This window comes from Variovorax sp. RCC_210 (assembly GCF_041355175.1).
Classification (GTDB): domain Bacteria; phylum Pseudomonadota; class Gammaproteobacteria; order Burkholderiales; family Burkholderiaceae_C; genus Variovorax.
This window is the reverse complement of the sequence record NZ_JBFUPJ010000002.1, coordinates 225,438-241,882: the sequence shown is the minus strand read 5'-3', so window position 1 is coordinate 241,882 and position 16,445 is coordinate 225,438. Positions and strand designations below refer to the sequence as shown.

Annotated in this window: 16 protein-coding genes; 4 read left to right on the top strand and 12 right to left on the bottom strand. The window is 70.2% G+C overall.

From position 1 onward, the window contains the following. Nucleotides 1–38: 38 nt before the first annotated feature. Entirely contained in the window at nucleotides 39–1,796 is a 1,758-nt protein-coding gene (locus AB6807_RS09115) for an acyl-CoA dehydrogenase family protein (RefSeq protein ID WP_371084317.1), read from the bottom strand. Nucleotides 1,797–1,888: 92 nt separating this feature from the next. Here AB6807_RS09115 and AB6807_RS09110 point away from each other — a divergent pair, with 92 nt between their 5' ends. Then, on the top strand, nucleotides 1,889–2,860 hold the full coding sequence (locus tag AB6807_RS09110; RefSeq protein ID WP_371084316.1) for a LysR family transcriptional regulator: 972 nt from the start codon (nucleotides 1,889–1,891) through the stop codon (nucleotides 2,858–2,860). 6 nt (nucleotides 2,861–2,866) lie between these two features. Here AB6807_RS09110 and AB6807_RS09105 read toward each other — a convergent pair whose 3' ends face one another. The 10 genes from AB6807_RS09105 to AB6807_RS09060 form a co-directional block, all read right to left on the bottom strand. Next, entirely contained in the window at nucleotides 2,867–3,901 is a 1,035-nt protein-coding gene (locus tag AB6807_RS09105) for a serine/threonine protein kinase (protein ID WP_371084315.1), read from the bottom strand. 33 nt (nucleotides 3,902–3,934) lie between these two features. After that, a complete protein-coding gene (locus AB6807_RS09100; protein WP_371084314.1) occupies nucleotides 3,935–5,059 on the bottom strand; it encodes a DUF2855 family protein in 1,125 nt (374 codons plus the stop codon). A gap of 167 nt (nucleotides 5,060–5,226) precedes the next feature. Further along, a complete protein-coding gene (locus AB6807_RS09095; RefSeq protein ID WP_019657755.1) occupies nucleotides 5,227–5,652 on the bottom strand; it encodes an organic hydroperoxide resistance protein in 426 nt (141 codons plus the stop codon). Between the two features lie 56 nt (nucleotides 5,653–5,708). Next, nucleotides 5,709–6,164 carry a MarR family winged helix-turn-helix transcriptional regulator gene (locus tag AB6807_RS09090; protein ID WP_116910194.1) on the bottom strand — a complete coding sequence of 152 codons (456 nt, stop codon included), beginning with the start codon at nucleotides 6,162–6,164 and terminating at the stop codon, nucleotides 5,709–5,711. Between the two features lie 105 nt (nucleotides 6,165–6,269). Further along, complete coding sequence (locus tag AB6807_RS09085) at nucleotides 6,270–6,962, bottom strand: DUF2894 domain-containing protein (protein WP_371084313.1); 693 nt, start codon at nucleotides 6,960–6,962, stop codon at nucleotides 6,270–6,272. Nucleotides 6,963–6,964: 2 nt separating this feature from the next. Beyond that, entirely contained in the window at nucleotides 6,965–7,645 is a 681-nt protein-coding gene (locus AB6807_RS09080) for an OmpA family protein (RefSeq protein WP_371084312.1), read from the bottom strand. Next, nucleotides 7,645–10,347, bottom strand: coding sequence for a DUF802 domain-containing protein (locus tag AB6807_RS09075; protein ID WP_371084311.1), 2,703 nt, complete (start codon nucleotides 10,345–10,347; stop codon nucleotides 7,645–7,647). The genes AB6807_RS09080 and AB6807_RS09075 overlap by 1 nt, the downstream gene beginning before the upstream one ends. Next, nucleotides 10,344–11,165: a DUF3348 domain-containing protein gene (locus AB6807_RS09070; protein WP_371084310.1), complete on the bottom strand. Its 822-nt coding sequence runs from the start codon at nucleotides 11,163–11,165 to the stop codon at nucleotides 10,344–10,346. The genes AB6807_RS09075 and AB6807_RS09070 overlap by 4 nt, the downstream gene beginning before the upstream one ends. 125 nt (nucleotides 11,166–11,290) lie before the next feature. Continuing rightward, the gene (locus AB6807_RS09065; protein WP_371084309.1) at nucleotides 11,291–12,142 is read right to left on the bottom strand and encodes an ABC transporter permease; all 852 of its coding nucleotides are present in this window, start codon (nucleotides 12,140–12,142) and stop codon (nucleotides 11,291–11,293) included. 3 nt (nucleotides 12,143–12,145) lie between these two features. After that, nucleotides 12,146–13,174 (bottom strand): ATP-binding cassette domain-containing protein, encoded by a 1,029-nt coding sequence (locus AB6807_RS09060; RefSeq protein ID WP_371084308.1) that lies wholly within the window; start codon nucleotides 13,172–13,174, stop codon nucleotides 12,146–12,148. Nucleotides 13,175–13,277: 103 nt separating this feature from the next. Between AB6807_RS09060 and AB6807_RS09055 the strand changes: the two genes are divergently transcribed. Genes AB6807_RS09055 through AB6807_RS09045 form a run of 3 tightly spaced genes read left to right on the top strand, consistent with a single transcriptional unit; the run spans nucleotide 13,278 to nucleotide 15,546 of the window. Then, a complete protein-coding gene (locus tag AB6807_RS09055; protein ID WP_371084307.1) occupies nucleotides 13,278–14,147 on the top strand; it encodes a hypothetical protein in 870 nt (289 codons plus the stop codon). Continuing rightward, nucleotides 14,144–14,836 carry a hypothetical protein gene (locus AB6807_RS09050; protein WP_371084306.1) on the top strand — a complete coding sequence of 231 codons (693 nt, stop codon included), beginning with the start codon at nucleotides 14,144–14,146 and terminating at the stop codon, nucleotides 14,834–14,836. Before AB6807_RS09055 ends, AB6807_RS09050 begins: the two co-directional genes overlap by 4 nt. Next, nucleotides 14,833–15,546 (top strand): hypothetical protein, encoded by a 714-nt coding sequence (locus AB6807_RS09045; protein WP_371084305.1) that lies wholly within the window; start codon nucleotides 14,833–14,835, stop codon nucleotides 15,544–15,546. Before AB6807_RS09050 ends, AB6807_RS09045 begins: the two co-directional genes overlap by 4 nt. Here AB6807_RS09045 and AB6807_RS09040 read toward each other — a convergent pair. Next, nucleotides 15,543–16,433 (bottom strand): LysR family transcriptional regulator, encoded by an 891-nt coding sequence (locus tag AB6807_RS09040; RefSeq protein WP_371084304.1) that lies wholly within the window; start codon nucleotides 16,431–16,433, stop codon nucleotides 15,543–15,545. The two genes, AB6807_RS09045 and AB6807_RS09040, sit on opposite strands and share 4 nt — an antisense overlap. Between the last annotated feature and the right edge of the window lie 12 nt (nucleotides 16,434–16,445).

Genomic DNA, 16,445 nt, shown 5'->3' with positions numbered 1-16,445 from the left:
GGATGTCTCCGGTTCTTTGTGTGGGGCAGGGCAAAGGTTCAGGCGAGCGCCGCGTCGTTGCGGTCGGTGGTGGCGACCGCGGCGGCGTTCCAGTCCGCCGGCATGGCGTCGGGCGAGAGCGGGTCGCGCGGCAGCACGCGGTGCAGCAGCACCAGTTGCGACCAGCGCAGGCGTGGCGCGGAGCCGCTGTGCGCGGCCTCCCAGGCCATCGCGATGGCGCTGGTGCAGTGGTAGAGCGCGGAGGCGGCCTGGCGCGCGAGCACGTCGCCGCCTTCGCGCGCGGCGGTTTCGGTCAGCGCGGCGGCGCGTGCGAGCGCGTCGCGCAGGGCCTTGGCGTAGCCGGGGGCGAGCGGCGCGTCGTCGAGCAGCTTCTCGCAGTGCGCGCGCAGCACCGGCAGCGAGCCTTCGCGCTTCACCGCGCGAACCACGTCCAGCGCCACGATGTTGCTGGTGCCTTCCCAGATCGAGCCCAGGTGCGCGTCGCGCACCAGCCGCGCGTCGCTCCACTCCTCGATGTAGCCGCAGCCGCCGCGCACTTCCATCGCGTCGCCCGTCACCTTGCGCGCGTCGCGGCAGGCGCGGAACTTGAGGAGCGGCGTGAGGATGCGCAGCAGCGCGTAGGCGTCCGGCTCGCCGGCGTCCGAACGCGCCAGCGCCAGCGCGGTCTGGCACACCATGGTGCGCGCCTGCTCGGCCGGCAGGCGCAGCTTGTCGAGCTGGCGCTGCATCAGCGGCATCTGTTCCAGCGTGCGGCCGAAGGCCCGGCGCTCGGACGCGATGAACTCGGCCTCGGCCACCGCGCGGCGCATCAGGCCCGCGGCGCGCACGCCGTTCGACAGGCGTGAGTTGTTGACCATGTCGGCCATCTGCACGAAGCCGCGGCCGGCCTCGCCCACCAGGTACGCGACCGCGCCTTCGAGGCGGATCTCGCCGCTGGCCATCGAGCGCGTGCCCAGCTTGTCCTTCAGGCGGATGATGCGGTAGCGGTTCAGGCTGCCGTCGTCGAGCCGGCGCGGCAGCAGGAACAGCGACACGCCCTTCATGCCGGGCAAGCCGCCGGACGCATCGTCGGCGCGCGCCAGCACCATCGCGAAATCGGCATCGGGGTTGGAGCAGAACCACTTGTCGCCCGTGAGGCGCCAACTGCCGTCTGCCTCCTGGTGCGCGAGCGTGGCGGTGGCGGCAATGTCGGAGCCGGCGGCCTGCTCGGTCATGAACATCGCGCCCTGCGCCAGTTCGTCGAAGTCGAGCGAGGTCAGGCGCGGCAGGTATTTGGCGACCAGCTCGGGCGTGCCGAACTTCTTCAGCGTGCGCGTGAGCGAATCGGTCATCGACACCGGGCAGCACAGGCCGAACTCGGCCTGCACGAACAGGTAGGTCAGCACGTATTTGACGAGCGGCGGCATCTTGCCCTGCCAGCCCAGCGTGTCGTCGCGGTGCGAAACGGCGGCCAGGCCGAACTCGCTGAGCGCGAGGCGTTCCATCTCGACATACGCCGGGTGCTTGACGACCGTTTGCTCGTCCAGCCCGGTGCGCGTGCGCTGCTTCAGCGTGGGCGGGTTGCGGTCGGCGGTGCCGGCCAGCTCGTCGAGCAGGCCGCCCGCGAGGCCGCCCAGGCGCTCGAAGTGCGGCTGCATGTGGGCGCGCAGGTCGTCGGGCAGGTAGAGCGCGAGCAGGCCGTGCAGCTCGGTGTCGGTGCTGAAGAGGTTCTGGCCGTGGCGGTCGGGGATGGGATGCGACGCAAGGGATGCGGCTTGCGGCGCCGCATGTGCAGCGTGTGCAACGGGATCTGGCATGGCTTCTTGTCTCCTGGTTCGCCGCATTGTTGAAGCCCCGACGATCTGTGTCTAATATCGATTTGGTCTTGTTCTATTCGTTCTGACTATCCATGGAACTGCGGCACCTGCGCTACTTCTCCGTGCTCGCCGAAGAGCTGCACTTCGGCCGCGCGGCACGCCGCCTGTCGATCTCGCAGCCGCCTCTGTCGGTGGCGATCCGGCAGCTCGAAGAAACCGTGGGCGCGCGCCTGTTCGAGCGCAACAGCAAGGAGGTGCGGCTCACCCCCGCCGGCGAGGCGCTGCGCATCTCGGCGCGGCGCGTGCTGCTGCAGGCCGAAGAGGCGGCCATCGAAGCGCGCGACGTGGCGCTGGGCTCGGCGGGCCGGCTGCGCATCGGCTTCGTCGGCGCCATGCTGTACCGCGGCCTGCCGCAGGCGCTGCGCGCGTTCCAGGCGAAGCACCCAGCGGTGCGCATCACGCTGAGCGAGCTGAATTCGGGCGTGCAGATCACCGAGCTGCTGAACGACCGGCTCGACCTGGGCTTTGCCCACACGCGCCGCGTGCCGCTGGAGCTGCAGCACCGGCTGCTGCTGTCGGAGCCCTTCGTGGCCTGCGTGCCGGCCGGCCATGCGCTGGCGCGCAAGCGCGTGCTGGCGCCGATGGACCTGCGCGACCAGCCCTTCGTGCTGTTCTCGCGCGAGGCTTCACCTGACTACCACGAGCGCATCCTGTCGATCTGCGCCGACGCGGGCTTCCTGCCCGAGGTGCGGCACGAGGTGCGCCACTGGCTTGCCGTGGTGTCGCTGGTGTCGCAGGGCCTGGGCGTGGCGCTGGTGCCGCAGGCGATGCGCCATTCGGCGCTGCGCGGCGCGGTGTTCAGGCCGCTGGACCGGCCGGTGGCGCAGTCGGAGGCCTACGGCATCTGGCGCAACGGGCCGGCGAACGTGCTGGTCGAGCGCTTGCTGCAAGGCGTGGCCGATGCCAAACCGGCCGACGCCGGGCCGCCCCAAGGCGGCCGAGCCTCCCCCTCGGGGGGTGGCGAATTACACGCCGCGAAGCGGGGTGAAAAGCCGGGGGGCTGACATCCTTTAAGCGTAGAGAGGCTCCTCGGCCATCTGCTCGCACTGGTCTTCGAGCACCAGGATCTGCCCCTTCCAGTAGTCGCTGGAGCCGAACCACGGAAAGTTGATCGGGAAGATCGGGTCTTCCCAGCGCCGCGCCAGCCACGCGCTGTAGTGAATGAGCCGCAGCGTGCGCAGCGGCTCGATCAGCGCCAGCTCGCGGCGGTCGAACTCGCGGAACTGCTCGTAGCCGTCGAGCAGGCCCGACAGCTGCGAGGTGCGCTGCGCGCGGTCGCCCGACAGCAGCATCCACAGGTCCTGCACGGCGAAGCCGGTGCGCGCGTCGTCCAGGTCGACGAAGTGCGGGCCGCCGCCGGGGCGGTCGGTGGGCGTCCACAGGATGTTGCCGGGGTGCACGTCGCCGTGCAGGCGCAGCTTGCGCGGCTTGAAGTCGGAGGCCGGCGGCTGCAGCGCGAGGGCCGTGGCGCGCACCATGTCCAGCGCTTCGTTGCACATCTTTTCCCAGTCGCGCTGCATGTCGAGCGGGATCTTGTCGTTCTCCAGCAGCCAGTCGCGCGAGTCGAGGCCGAAGGTCTGCAGGTCGAGCGCGGGGCGGGCCTCGAAGGGCTTGGCGCTGCCTACGGTGTGGATGCGCGCCAGGAAGCGGCCGACCCATTCGAGCACCTCGAAGTTGTCGAGCTCGGGCGCGCGGCCGCCGCGGTACGGACTCACGCTGAACGCGAAGCCGGCGTGGTGGTGCAGCGTCTTGCCTTCGAAGGCCAGCGGCGGCACGGCCGGCACTTCGCCGGCGGCCAGTTCGAGCGAGAAGCCGTGCTCTTCGAGAATTTCGGCGTCGCTCCAGCGGCCGGGGCGGTAGAACTTGACGACGACCGCGCTGCGGTCTTCCAGGTAGACCTGGTACACGCGGTTCTCATAGGAGTTCAGGCCGGTGAGCCGGCCGTCGCCGTACAGGCCGAGCGTCGCGAGCGCGTCGAGCACCACGTCGGGCGTGAGGCTCTCGTAAGGATGGTTGTTCGCGGGCGCTGCAGAGGAAAGGGTCATGCGGCGATTGTCGCCACACGGCGCCCGCCGGGTTCAGGCGCTCGCGGGTTGTTTGTAAAGAGAAAGGACATGGCCCGTGCGCGGGTCGCCCTTGCCCGCGAGCACCTGCGCGTAGGCGGCGGTGACCGCGTCGCCGCCATGGTGATGCGTGGCGTGCAGCCACGGATTCTTCGCATCGCTCACCGTGGCGATGAACGCGTGCCAGGCCGCGACCATGCGCCGGCCGAACTCCTCGGCGCCCCATTCGGCGGTGCGCTTCTTGATCTGCGCGGGTGCGAAGAACAGCGTGGCGCGCGGACCAGCCAGGTCTTTGCCCGCGCCCTTGGCCGCCAGCTGCTCGACGTGCGTGCCGCCGATGGAGCTGCTGTACTTCAGGCTCGTGAAGCGTTCGTGGATGGCGTTGCGCAGCGCGCCGTTGCCTGCGAAGTCGATGTACACGCAGGGTGTGTCCGCGTCGAGCGCCGAGAGGGCGTCGTAGGTCAGCACGCGGTCGTAGCAGCCCAGGCTTTCGCAGAAGCCGACGTTGGCGGGCGAGGTCAGGCCGATCACCTCGATGCCTTCGCCCTGGTGCCGCTGGTGGAGCTGGAACGCCGTGCCGTAGGCCGTCTTGCTCGACGCGCTCGACAGCAGCATGGTCTTCGCGCCGAAGAAATCGTTGTCGGCCATGAAGTCGTCGATCAGCCACGAGGTGATGAACAGCGGGCGCAGCAGCGACTGCGTGTCTTCGGTGCCGGCCGTGTACAGCGGATCGCTCGCGCAGCGGAAGTACTGGTTGTAGACGGCCGGCAGCGCCGCGCGGTGCTCGGCCATGTCGGTGAAGCGTTCGGGCGACAGCCGCCCGGGGCTCAGCACCGCGCTGGAGGCCATCGGCCAGTAGCCGTACAGCCGCTCGCCCACCGCCACGCCCGGGTGCAGCGACTGCACCACGCTGGCGAAGCCCCACACCGGAATGCTGCCCCAGCCTTCTTCACCCGTCGGGTAGAACTGCCAGTAGCTCATGGCGTCGCCGAAGGCGGCGTAGGTGATGTTGTTCGAGGTGAGCGCAAAGCTGTCGATGCGCACCCGCACCTGGCCGTCGGCCAGGGCTTCGTCGGTGGCGGTGTGCAGGCGCGTGGTGGCGAGCTGGTCTTTGCGAACGAGAAGGCTGGTCGTGCTCATGGTGAAGCTCCGGCGGTGGATGTGCCCGCGACGTTAGCCAAGCTCGGTGAAAGGCGCTACCGCGCGGGGCGTTTCAGCGTCACCCGTGAGACAACAGTGGACGTCGGCGCGCGCAAAAAAAAGGCGGCCCGTTGCCGGGCCGCCTTCTTGTGTGCCGAACGGGGCGATCAGGCGATCGTCAGTTCGACGTCGATGTTGCCGCGCGTGGCGTTCGAGTACGGGCACACCTGGTGGGCGGTGTCGACCAGCTTCTGCTTGGCTTCCGCATCCAGGCCCGGCAGCGTGATGGCCAGCTTCACGGCGATGCCGTAGGCGGCGCCGCCGTTCGTCGGGCCGAGGGAAACGCTGGAGTCGATGGCGACGTCTTCAGGCACCTTCACGCCGATCTTCGGGCCCACGGCCTTCATCGCACCGATGAAGCAGGCAGCGTAGCCGACCGCGAACAGCTGTTCGGGGTTGGTGCCGGGCTTGCCGGAGCCGGGCGAGCTCAGCTTGACGTCGATGGCGCCGTCGCTGGACTTGCCTGCGCCGTCACGGCCGCCGACGGTGTGGGCTTCTGCGGTGTAGAGCACTTTGTCGAGCTTGGTGGTCATGGTGATTTCCTTTGGTGAAGTGAGGAAGGGACGGGGGTGGACACGGCCGCGCGGGTTCACGCGGCTTTCTTGATGCGGTCGCGCAGCGTCTGGATCTGCTGCGTGAGCGCAATGAGTTCCGGCACCGAGCATTCGGTGGCGGCCATGAGGCAGGCGGGCACGTCGGCCGCCTTGGTCTTCAGCTTGCGGCCCGCGGCCGTGAGCGTGATGTGCACGCGCCGCTCGTCGGCCACGTCGCGCACGCGCGCCACGTAGCCGTTGGCCTCGAGCCGCTTGAGCAGCGGCGTGAGCGTGCCCGAGTCGAGCGACAGCAGCTCGCCGAGCGCGGAGACCGTGGGGCCGTCCTGCTCCCACAGGGCGAGCATGACGAGGTATTGCGGGTACGTGAGCTGCAGCTTTTCGAGCGCGGGCTTGTACAGGCGCGTCATGGCCAGCGAGGCGGAATACACCGCGAAGCACAGCTGGTTGTCCAGCTTGAGCATTTCGTCGTGGGGGGCCGGGGTGGAGCGCATGGGCTGAAGTGTAGCGAGCAATTGAATTGCGTGCAATATAAATCGAAAGCTTCTGTTTCAGTGACTTCAGTGACTTCAGCGACTTCAGCGGCCTGGCCGCTGACGTCACGCGGCCTTGCCGCGGCCCGTCTTCCTGGTGTTTTCGGTGCGCGGCGCGCTGGCCGCCGCGGCCGCCATGCTGCCATTGGCCTGGTCGATCCACAACAGGGCATCGACGTAGGACATGAACCGGTTGAGGTATTCCGGCGAGAGGTCGCGCATCAGCAGCAGCGCGCGGTGCACCAGATGGTGCGAGTTGAGCGGCCCCGCGTTGTCGGGCACCTTGGCCAGCGACTGCGTGAGGCGCCGCTCGGCGCTGAGCTTCGACCAGGTGCTGCGGAAGTAGGTGACGGCCTTCAGCTCGGGCGTGGTGCCGCCCGATGGCAAGCCCACCGCAGGCGCCGGCGCATGCTGCGCGATGTGCTCGACAAGCTCGGCGAGCGCGCTGCGCGCACTGCGAGCACTGCGCTCGGGCGATGGTTCTTGCGCGGCGGCGATGGCACCGGGCCGCTGCGCCAATGCCTCTGCGTTTCCTGCATTTGCTGCATTGGCTTCCGTGTACGCCGCGAGCAGCTGCGCGATGCGCTCGTCCAGCATGCGCCGGGTGTCGCCGCCGTGCGCATCCGCGCGCCGCGCCATCGCCTCGATGAAGCGAAAGCGCACCGGATCGGCGTTGTGCGCGTCGCGCTCGCGCAATGCCGCAAGCGCGGCGCCCGCATCGAACGCGGGTGCGTCGTTCACGGTGTCACTGGTGCTCACGGCTACTCGCGGGCCTTCGTGCCCATGCCCGTGCCCGCGCCCGTGTTCGACCGCGAGGGCCGCGGCGTGGGCGCCATCTCCACGCGCCGGTTCTTCGAGCGGCCGTCGGCGTCGGCATTCGACGCCACGGCCTGTTCCGCGCCGAAGGCCGCCGCGAAGATCGACGACGAAGGCACGCCCGACTCGATGAGCGCGCGCGTCACCGTGAGCGCGCGCTGCGCCGACAGTTCCCAGTTGTCCGCGAACTGGCGCGCGTTGTCGCGCATCTGCCGGTCGTCGGTGAAGCCGCTCACCATCAGGATCTCGTCGCGCGAGCGCAGGTACGCCGACAGCGGGCCGGCCAGGCTCTTGAGCAACTGCCGCCCTTCGGGCTGCAGGTCGGCCGAGTTGAAGGCGAACAGCACGTTGCCGCTGATGCCGATGCGCCCGTTGGTCAGCGTGACGCGGCCCGCCGCCAGCGGGCCCGCCAGCGCCTCTTCGAGCGTCTGGCGGCGCTTGGCCTCGGCCTCGCGTTGCTGCACCTCCGACTCGAGCTTGGTCGCCAGCTCCAGCTGCATGCCCAGCGCGCACACCAGGATGAGCACGAAGGCGCCCAGCAGGCCCGACATCAGGTCGCCGAACACCGCCCATACGGGCACGCCCGGCTCGGTGCCGCCGTCCCCACCGTCGAGTTGGTCGTGCATCACGCCTCGCTGCCCACGGCCGCCTGCCGGTCGGCAACGCGCTGCAGGTCTTCCACGATCTGCTTCTGCGACATGATGCTCAGGTCGATCACCTCGCGCGCCTGCGCCACGTAGTACGCCAGCTGCTCGTCGCTGCGCGAGATCGACTTGCCCAGCGCGCCTTCGATGCGCTGCAGCTGCGCGGCCATCTTGTCGTTCGACTCACTGAACAGCTGCACCGCCAGGCCGAAGGCCTCGCCCATGCTGGCCACCTCCACGGCGCCGCCCGCGATCTGCGCGGCCACGCCCGACATGCGGTTCGTTTCCTCGTCGATCTTCTCGGTGAAGCGGCTGCCCACGCGCTCCAGCACGTCGGCCGACGCGGCCACCAGCGAATCGACCGCGGCGCGCTGCTCGGTGGAGGCGTGGTTCACGGCGTCGAGCAGGGTCGACAGCGTCTCGAGGATGCGGCTGCGCTCCTCGAGCATCGCGTTGTCGCGCGCCATGCTGTCGGAGAGCTTCTGGCGCAGCTCGGCCACCACCTCGGCCGCGACGCGGGGCGCGTCGGAGGCGGCCTGCAGAAGCTGCGCGATCTCGGCCGTGGTGTTCGTGGCGTGCGCGTCGTTCTGCGCGGACATTTCGCGCGCGGTCTGCGCCATGGTCTCCAGCAGTTGCTGCTGCTGCGCCAGCGTGTTCGCGCCGGCCTGCTGCCATTCGTGCTGCAGCGTATCGGCCACCGACGCGAGCGACTGCGTCCAGGCGGACAGGCGCTGCTCGTCGCGCGCCACCAGCCCGGTCTGCAGCTCGGCGTGCGCCTGGCCCACGGTGCCCAGCAGCGAGGCGGAATGCGCCTCGAAGGTGGCGGCGGCGGCGGTGAGCGCCTGCTGCGTGTCGGCCGACAGCTTCTCGCTCGCCTGCTGGTGCCGCGCCAGGGCGCTGCCCCAGGTGGTCGACACGGTGCCGACGGCGCTTTCGAGCCGCGCCGCCACGCTGTCGACCAGCGCACCCGAGCGCTCGCCGAAGGTCTGCGCCAGCTGGTCGTGCGCGCCGCGCACATCGGCGGACAGCGCCTCGGTCGTGCGCTGGTGTTCTGCCAACGTGGCCTGCCAGCTGTCCATGCTGTCGGCGAGCTTCTCGCGCACCGACACCATCACTTCGCCCGCGACGCGTGGCGCCTCGGCGGCGGCCTGCAGCAGCTGAGCGATTTCGGCGGTGGTGCTCTTCGCATGCGCTTCGGTCTGGGCCGACATTTCGCGCGCGGTCTGGGCCATGGTCTCCAGCAGGTGCTGCTGCTGCGCCAGCGTGTTCGCGCCGGCCTGTTGCCATTCGTGGCGCAGCGCATCGGCCATCGACGCCAGCGATTGGCTCCATGCGCCCAGGCGCTGTTCGTCGCGCGAAGCGAGCGCGCCCTGCAGCTCGGTGTGCGCCTGGCCGACGGTGCCCAGCAGCGAGGCGGAATGCTGCTCGAAGGTGGCGGCCGCGGCGGTGAGGGCCTGCTGCGTGTCGGCGGACAGCTTCTCGCTGGCGCGCTGGTGCTGCGCCAGCGCGCTGCCCCAGGTGTCCGACACGGTGGCCACGGTGCCTTCGAGCCGCGCGGCCACGCTGCCCACCAGTTCGGCCGAGCGCTCGCCGAAGGCCTGGGCCAGGCGGTCGTGCGCGCCGCGCACCTCGCTGGACAGCGCCTCGGTGGTGCGCTGGTGCTCGGCGAGCGCCAGCTTCCAGGTGTCGGCCACGCGGCCGGTGGTGGCCTCGAAGCGGTTCGAAAGGCCGTCGAGCTGCTGCTGCACCGTTTGCGCGAGCGTGTCGTGCAGCGAGGCCGTTTCGCGCGCGATGCCGGCCATGGTGGCCTCGACCACGGGCTGGATCGCCGCGCTCGCGATGCGCGCGCTTTCGGTCAGGCTGTGCTGCAGCGACTTGTCGACGGACGCGGCCAGCCCGACGTAGGCGGCCTCGGTGCGGTGGTGGAAGTTGTCCTGCCCCGCGGCAAGGCGTTCGTTCAGCGCCAGGCTCTGGCGCTCCATGGCGGCCATCACGGCCTGCAGCTGGCCCACCAGTTCGGGCATGGCCTCGGCCTGGCGCTGCAGCAGCTTGAAGGACTCTTCGCGCTGGTGCACCTGCGAGTACGGGCGCAGGGTGGTTGCTATCTTGCTGTCGAGCAACTGCCCGGCCTGCATGCGCTCGCGCCGGCTCAACGCCGAGGCAAAGCCCAGCATCGCCGATGCGGCCACGCCCGCCACCGAGGTGCCGAAGGCCAGGCCCAGGCCCTTCACCGGCGCGGAGAGCGAGGCGCGAATGGATTGCAGGTCGGTCGAGCTTTCCAGCGCGATGCCCGTGCCCTTCAGCGTGACGACCATGCCCAGGAAGGTGCCCAGCATGCCCAGCAGCACCAGGAAGCCGGCGAGGTACGGCGTCAGGGCCGGGCCGGGCAGGCCCACGCGCTCGCCCTCGATGCGCAGGCGCACCGCGTTCTGCAGCGAGGGGTGCAGCTGGGCCAGCCATGCGCCCAGGCTGGTCGGCGGCGCGTTCAGTTCGGCCACGGCCTTGCTCAAGGTGGAGGTGGCCTGGTGGAAGCGGTGCAGCTCCAGCGCCCCCATCACGTAGAACGCACCGACCAGCAAGGTGACGCCGAGCGCCAGCGGGTTCGAGCCGATGTAGCCCGCGCCGGCCCAGGCCACCACGGCCAGGCCCGCGGCCATGACCGCGTGATGAAGGATTCTGTTCATTGGGGAATGTCTTTGTGTTCTGCGCGAAGGGCTTCGAGCAGCCCGTCCACAGGTTGGAATCGGAGTTCGAGTTCCGCCAGCAGCACGTCGCGTGCGTCCTGGTGGAAGGCGTCGAGCCAGCCCTCGGGGGCGGCCTGGCGCAGGCGCTTGAAATGCTTTTCGAGCAGCGTGGGCACGCTGCCCAGCAGGCTGCGCTCCTGCGCGCCCAGCACCTGCTCCATGACCACGTCCACCGCCGCGAGCCGCGCCATGGCGGGCGACTTGCCCGCCAGCCGGGCGCGCAGCCGGCCGCGCAACGGGCCGACGGCCGCGTCCATCGCCTGCTGGCGCGCGAGGTAGCGCTGCCGGTAGGGGGCGAAGTCGGTCAGCGGGAGCGGTGCGGCCGGCGCGGCCTGGGGGTCGATGGCGATGTCCTTCGGGCCTTCGGGGCCGGGCGTGAGGGCGATGGCGGCCTTCGGCGTGTTGGGCGTGTTGGACGCTTTGGGCGTTTTGGATGAGGCCGTCGAAGCGGCCGCAGGCGCCTGCACGAACGTGCTGTCCTGCACGATGGCGCTCGTGAGCGCCGCGCGCACGCGGTTACATTCGTTCGCTTCCGCGTCGGCGCCCTTGCCCGTACTCGCGCGCGCACCGGACGGCGAGGCCGCCGGGGTGCCGTTCAATGCGGCGGAAAGTGAGATGGCATCGGTCCAGCCGAACCATTGGCTCAGCCGGTCCGCGGTGACTTGCCGGGGCTCGCGAACATCGACCTGCGAGAGCCGTGAAAGCAAGCGAACGAGCGCCGAGCCGTTGAATCCTGTGCGCCCTGAAACTTGCGCCATACAGCCAGTTACCGCCAGTCCGAAAAACTCGGCAGTCTACACCGAAGACCCTCTGTGGCCGGCCCCGTTACAGCCTCTGACGCGCGGGTGGAACAGCCTCTCGGCCTGCTGCAGATGGCGGCCGTTCAGCCCCTGAACCGCTTGCGCGTGAGCGCCAGCGCCAGCCAGAACGCCGCCACCGCGTACACCGCCAGCACCGCCGCGTGCAGCCACCAGTCGGCGGGCCACTGGTCCATGAACAGCGGGCGCACCAGCGCCACCGCGTTGGTCAGCGGCAGCCAGGCGGCCACCGCCTTCACGGCCGCGGGCAGCTGTTCGAGCGGAAAGAACACGCCGCTCAGGAACATCATCGGCGTCATGAACAGCGTGAAGTAGTAGGTGAAGAAGTCGTAGCCCTTGGCCAGCGCATTGAAGATCAGCGCGATCGACGAGAAGGTGATGCCCGCGCCAATCAGCACCAGCCACGCGACGACGAGCTTCGGGCTGTGGCTGATGCCCAGCCCGAGCATCACGAACAGGATGGCCGTCACCGTGAAGATCGACTTGAACGCCGCCCACAGCATCTCGGCCAGCACGATGTCCTCCAGCCCCACCGGCGCGTTCATGATGCCGTCCCAGGTCTTTTGCACGTGCATGCGCGAGAAGGCCGAGTACAGCGCCTCGAAGCTGGCCGCGTTCATCGCGCTCATGCAGATCGAGCCGCTGGCCAGGAACAGGATGTAGGGCACCTTCACCCCGTCGACCGCCACCTGCCCCACCAGCGCGCCCATGCCGTAGCCGAAGGCCACCAGCCAGATCAGCGGCTCGGCGATGTTGCCGATGAGGCTCGGAATGGCCAGCTTGCGCCACACCAGCAGGTTGCGCAGGAACACGGGCCACCAGCGCATCGAGAGCTCGGGCGCGCGCCACACCGAAGGGGTGGGCGCGATGGCGGACGGGTTCGCTGTTTGGGCGGATGTCGTGGTGGTCGTGTTCATGGTCTAGCCGTCCTCGCGAATCTGGCGACCCGTGAGTTTCAGGAAAAGGTCTTCCAGGTTCGCCGGCCGGTGGAAGGTGCGCAGCCCGCCGTGCCGCGTGAGCGCGTCGAGCAGCCGGCGCGCGTCCTGCGTGTAGAAGAACACCGTCTCGCCGCTCACCTCCACGCGCGCCGCCATCGCCTTCAGCTCGGCCGATTCGGCCAGCGCCAGCGCGCCGTTGCCGTACACCTCGACCACGTCGGGCTCCAGGTGCTCGGCGATCAGGTCGCGCGGCTTGCCTTCGGCGATCTTGCGGCCGTGGTCGAGCACCAGCAGCCGCGAGCACAGGCGCTCGGCCTCGTCCATGAAGTGCGTGGTCAGCAAGATCGACTTGCCCTGCTGCAGCAGCACCTGCAGCCGCTCCCACATCAGGTGGCGCGCCTGCGGGTCGAGGCCGGTGGTGGGCTCGTCGAGCAGCAGCAGCTTGGGGTCGTTGACCAGCGCGCGCGCCAGCGACAGCCGCCGGCGCATGCCGCCCGAGAGCTCGCCGGGCTTGGCGTCGGCCTTGTGCGAGAGCGCCGCGAACTCCAGCAGCTGCGGCACGCGCGCGCGCACCTGCGCCTTGCCGAAACCGAAGTAGCGGCCGTACACCACCAGGTTCTCGGCGCAGCTGAAGTCGGGGTCCAGCGTGTCGAACTGCGTGACCACGCCCAGCTGCGCCTTGATGGCCAGCGCGTCGCGCGGCATCTGCAGGCCCAGCGCCTCGATGGTGCCGCCGTCGGGCGCGGTCAGGCCCAGGCACATGCGGATGGTGGTGGTCTTGCCCGCGCCGTTCGGGCCGATCACGCCGAGGCATTCGCCGGGCGCGATCTCGAACGACAGGTCGTCGACCACGGTGGTGTCGCCGTAGCGCTTGCGAAGCTGGCTCGCGCGAAAGAGCGGGGACGGTGGAAGGGACGACGAAGGCGAAGGTGAAGACGCGGGGGGTGGGGTGGGGAGGGAGGAAGGCGGCACGCGGCCATTCTGACGCAGCCGCGCAACAGCGCGTCCCATCGCTTCAATCGATGGACAAGCGGCGCAACTTGGGTGCAGCCGGCGGCGTCACAATCGATAACAGTTTTTGCCAATCTGCATTTGGCGGGGGGAGGCCCAAGGAATGCTGCGTTTCCGGCTCGCGTGGTTCGCATGGTTCGCGCCGCTTGCGTTGTTGTCGCTCGGCGCCTGCGCCCCCTTTTCACCGGTTCATAAACCCCTGGCCTCGGCCGACCGCGGCAAGGTGCAGGAGGTCGACGTGCGCGTGGTCGTCGCGCAGGAGAGCTTCATGTTCTCCGCGCAGCCGCCCGGCATGAGCGCGGCCCTGGGCGGCGGCCTGGTCGGCGCGCTGATCGATTCGTCGGTGCAGCAGTCGCGCCAGAAGGCCATGAGCGCCGAGGTGCAGGCCATCGTCGGCCCGCTGCTCGACTACGACTACCGCGTCGAAGCCGCCAAGGCCCTGGACATCGCGCTGGCCGAGCCGACCACGTTCCCGCTGAAGGTGCGCTCCTCGCAGCTGCTCGCGGCCATGCCGCTGAAGGCCGAGCAGGACGCGCGCATCGCCGCCACCCGCGGCGGCCCGGCCTACCTGCAGTTGCTGCTGCAGTACGCGCTGGAGCCCGGCCTGGGCGCCTTCACCACGCGCACCTCGGCCCTGCTGTGGCAGGACGGGCGCAGCGAGCCGAGCTACCGCGCGTCGGTCATCTTCCAGACGCCCATCGGCGGCACGGCGCGCTCGGCCGTCATTCGGCGGCTCACGGCCAACGACGCCCAGGTGCTGCGCGGCGTGATGCGCGAGTCGCTCGCGCAGACGCTGCATGCGCTGGCCATGGACATCGCGGGTGCCCGCTCCGCCGGCGTGAAGACCGCGCGCTTCAACGTCAACGGCTCGTGGGTCACGCTGGCCGGCAACAGCTTCGACGAGCAGCCGGGGCGCGTGCTGTTCCGCGACCAGGACGGCGCCCTGTACTCGGTGCGGAGCGCGGCGCCGTGAGGGGACGGCCTTCGACCGCCTTCGTGCCGTGCCTGCTCGGCGCACTGCTCAGTGCACTGCCGGGCGTCTCGCGCGCCGTGACCGAGAGCGAGCCGCTGCCCATGGTCTTCGAGACCGCGCCCGAGGCCTCGGCGCGGGCCGAGCAGCCCGAGTCCGCGGCCAATGCACCGGTGCGGCTGGTGCGCGGCTGCACGCTGTACCTGCCCCGCATCGAGGACGCGCGCAGCAACAAGGCCAACGTCGGCAACCTCACCGTGATGCTGCCGACCGTGCATGCCACGCCCCGCTCGGTGCAGTCGCTGCGCAGTGGTGACGCCACCGCGTGGACGCGCGGCGCGCTGCTGTCGACCCGCCGCTACGGCTTTCAGCCGGTGGCGGCGCCACCGCCCGGCAATCCGGCGCCGAGGCAGGTCACGGCGGAGGTCGCGCTGCGCCTCGCGCACGCCTGGTCGGTCGACCTGAACCTGGTGTCGCACGTGGTGCTCAAGGTGGGCTACCGCCTGCCCGGCGGCGAGACCGTGGTGCGGCAGTACCACGGCATGGGCACGCGCACCAACTTCGCCAGCGGCAACGGGGAGTTCATGACGGTGCTGAACCTGGGCCTCGAAGAGGCGGTGCGCGGCATGGCGCTGGACGCCGCCGCGCTGTGCGACGGCAAGCCGTTGCCCGAAGCGGCGGTGCCGCAATGAAGGGCATGCTGGAGCTGCAGCTGACCTGCGGCGCGCTGCACGATTCGCAGATTCCGCTGTTCGTCGCCACCTGCGAGCAGGTCGGCCTGCGGCCGCTGCTGATCGACCATCACCATCCGCAGCCACATCCGCATCCAGACTCGCATGGCCACCGGCCCGGTGGGCCGCCGCCGCAGCGCCAGCCCTCGGCCACTGCCTGGCTGCGCGCCGACCTGGAAGAAGCCCGCGCCGAAGCGATGGCGCTCGCGCAATGGCTGGCGCATGCGGGCGTGGCCGTGCTCGATGTGAAGGTCGATGCGCCGGTGCAGGACCTGGAGCGCTTCGGCCCCAGCGGCCTCCATGGCGAGCACGGCCATCACGGCTACGGCGGCTACCAGGGCCGGTATTTCGAGTGGCGCGGCAAGCTGCGCCAGCCGAACGACATGGCCGCTCTGCAGGCCCTGTGCAAGGTGCACGGCGCGCAGCTGTCGCGCGACAACTTGCGCGACACCTGCTTCGTCACGCTGCGCAGCCGCGAGCCGCGGGCCGGCTTCGATGCCCGCGTCGAGGCGCTCGCGCAGCAGCTTGCGCACGGCGGCTGGCCGCTGTTGAAGCAGCATTCGGAGGTGTGCCTGCACGACAGCCGCGAGCTGCCGAACATCGACTGGCTCGCGCCCTACCTGCTGCCGCCAGCCGACCCGGCGGACCCGGCCGCGCCGGCCGAACGCTAGAGCCTGAGCCCGCTGAACTCCGCCTTCATCCACTCGATGAACGCGCGGGTGCGCGCCGGCAGCAGCCGCGCGTTCGGGTAGATCACGTTCACCGGCCGCGGCTGCGGCTCGAAGTCTTCCAGCACCAGCGCCAGCCGGCCCTGCGCCACATGCGGCAGCACCTGGTACGAGAAGAAGGTGCCGAAGCCCATGCCCGCCGCGCAGGCCTCGATGGCCGGCGCGATGTGGTTGAACTCCAGCCGCGCGTCCGGCGTCACGCCGATCGGCTTGCCGCCCTCGCGGAACAGCCACTGCGAGGGGGCGTCGACGCGCCCGCGCACGCAGGGCGCGCCTTCGAGTTCGCGCGGGTGGCGCGGCATGCCGTGCTGCGCGAGAAAGGCGGGGCTCGCGGCCACCACGCGGCGGATGGTGCCCAGCGTTTGCGCCACCAACGACGAGTCTTCCAGCGGGCTGATGCGAATGGCCACGTCCACGCCTTCTTCCAGCAGGTTCACCGCGCGGTCGTGCAGCCGCACGCTGCAGCGCACCTTCTGGTGGCGCTGCATGAAGCGCACGATCGCCGGCGCCACGTACATGTGGCCGAACAGCACCGGCGCCGCGATGGTGAGCTGCCCCGCCGGCTCGCGCGCCTCGGCCTTCAGCGCCAGGTCGGCGGCGTCGGCCGCGTGCAGCACATCGCGCGCGCTCGGCAGGTAGTGGCGGCCTTCCTCGGTGAGCGACAGGCGGCGCGTGGTGCGGTGGAACAGCCGCACGCCCAGGTGCGCCTCCAGCGCGGCCAGCGAACGCACCACCACGGGCAACGACGTGCCGAGCGCCGCGGCGGCGCGGGTCAGGTTGCCCTGGTCGGCAATCTGCACGAAGGTCTGCATGGCTTTGAAACGGTCCATGGCCGCGATTAA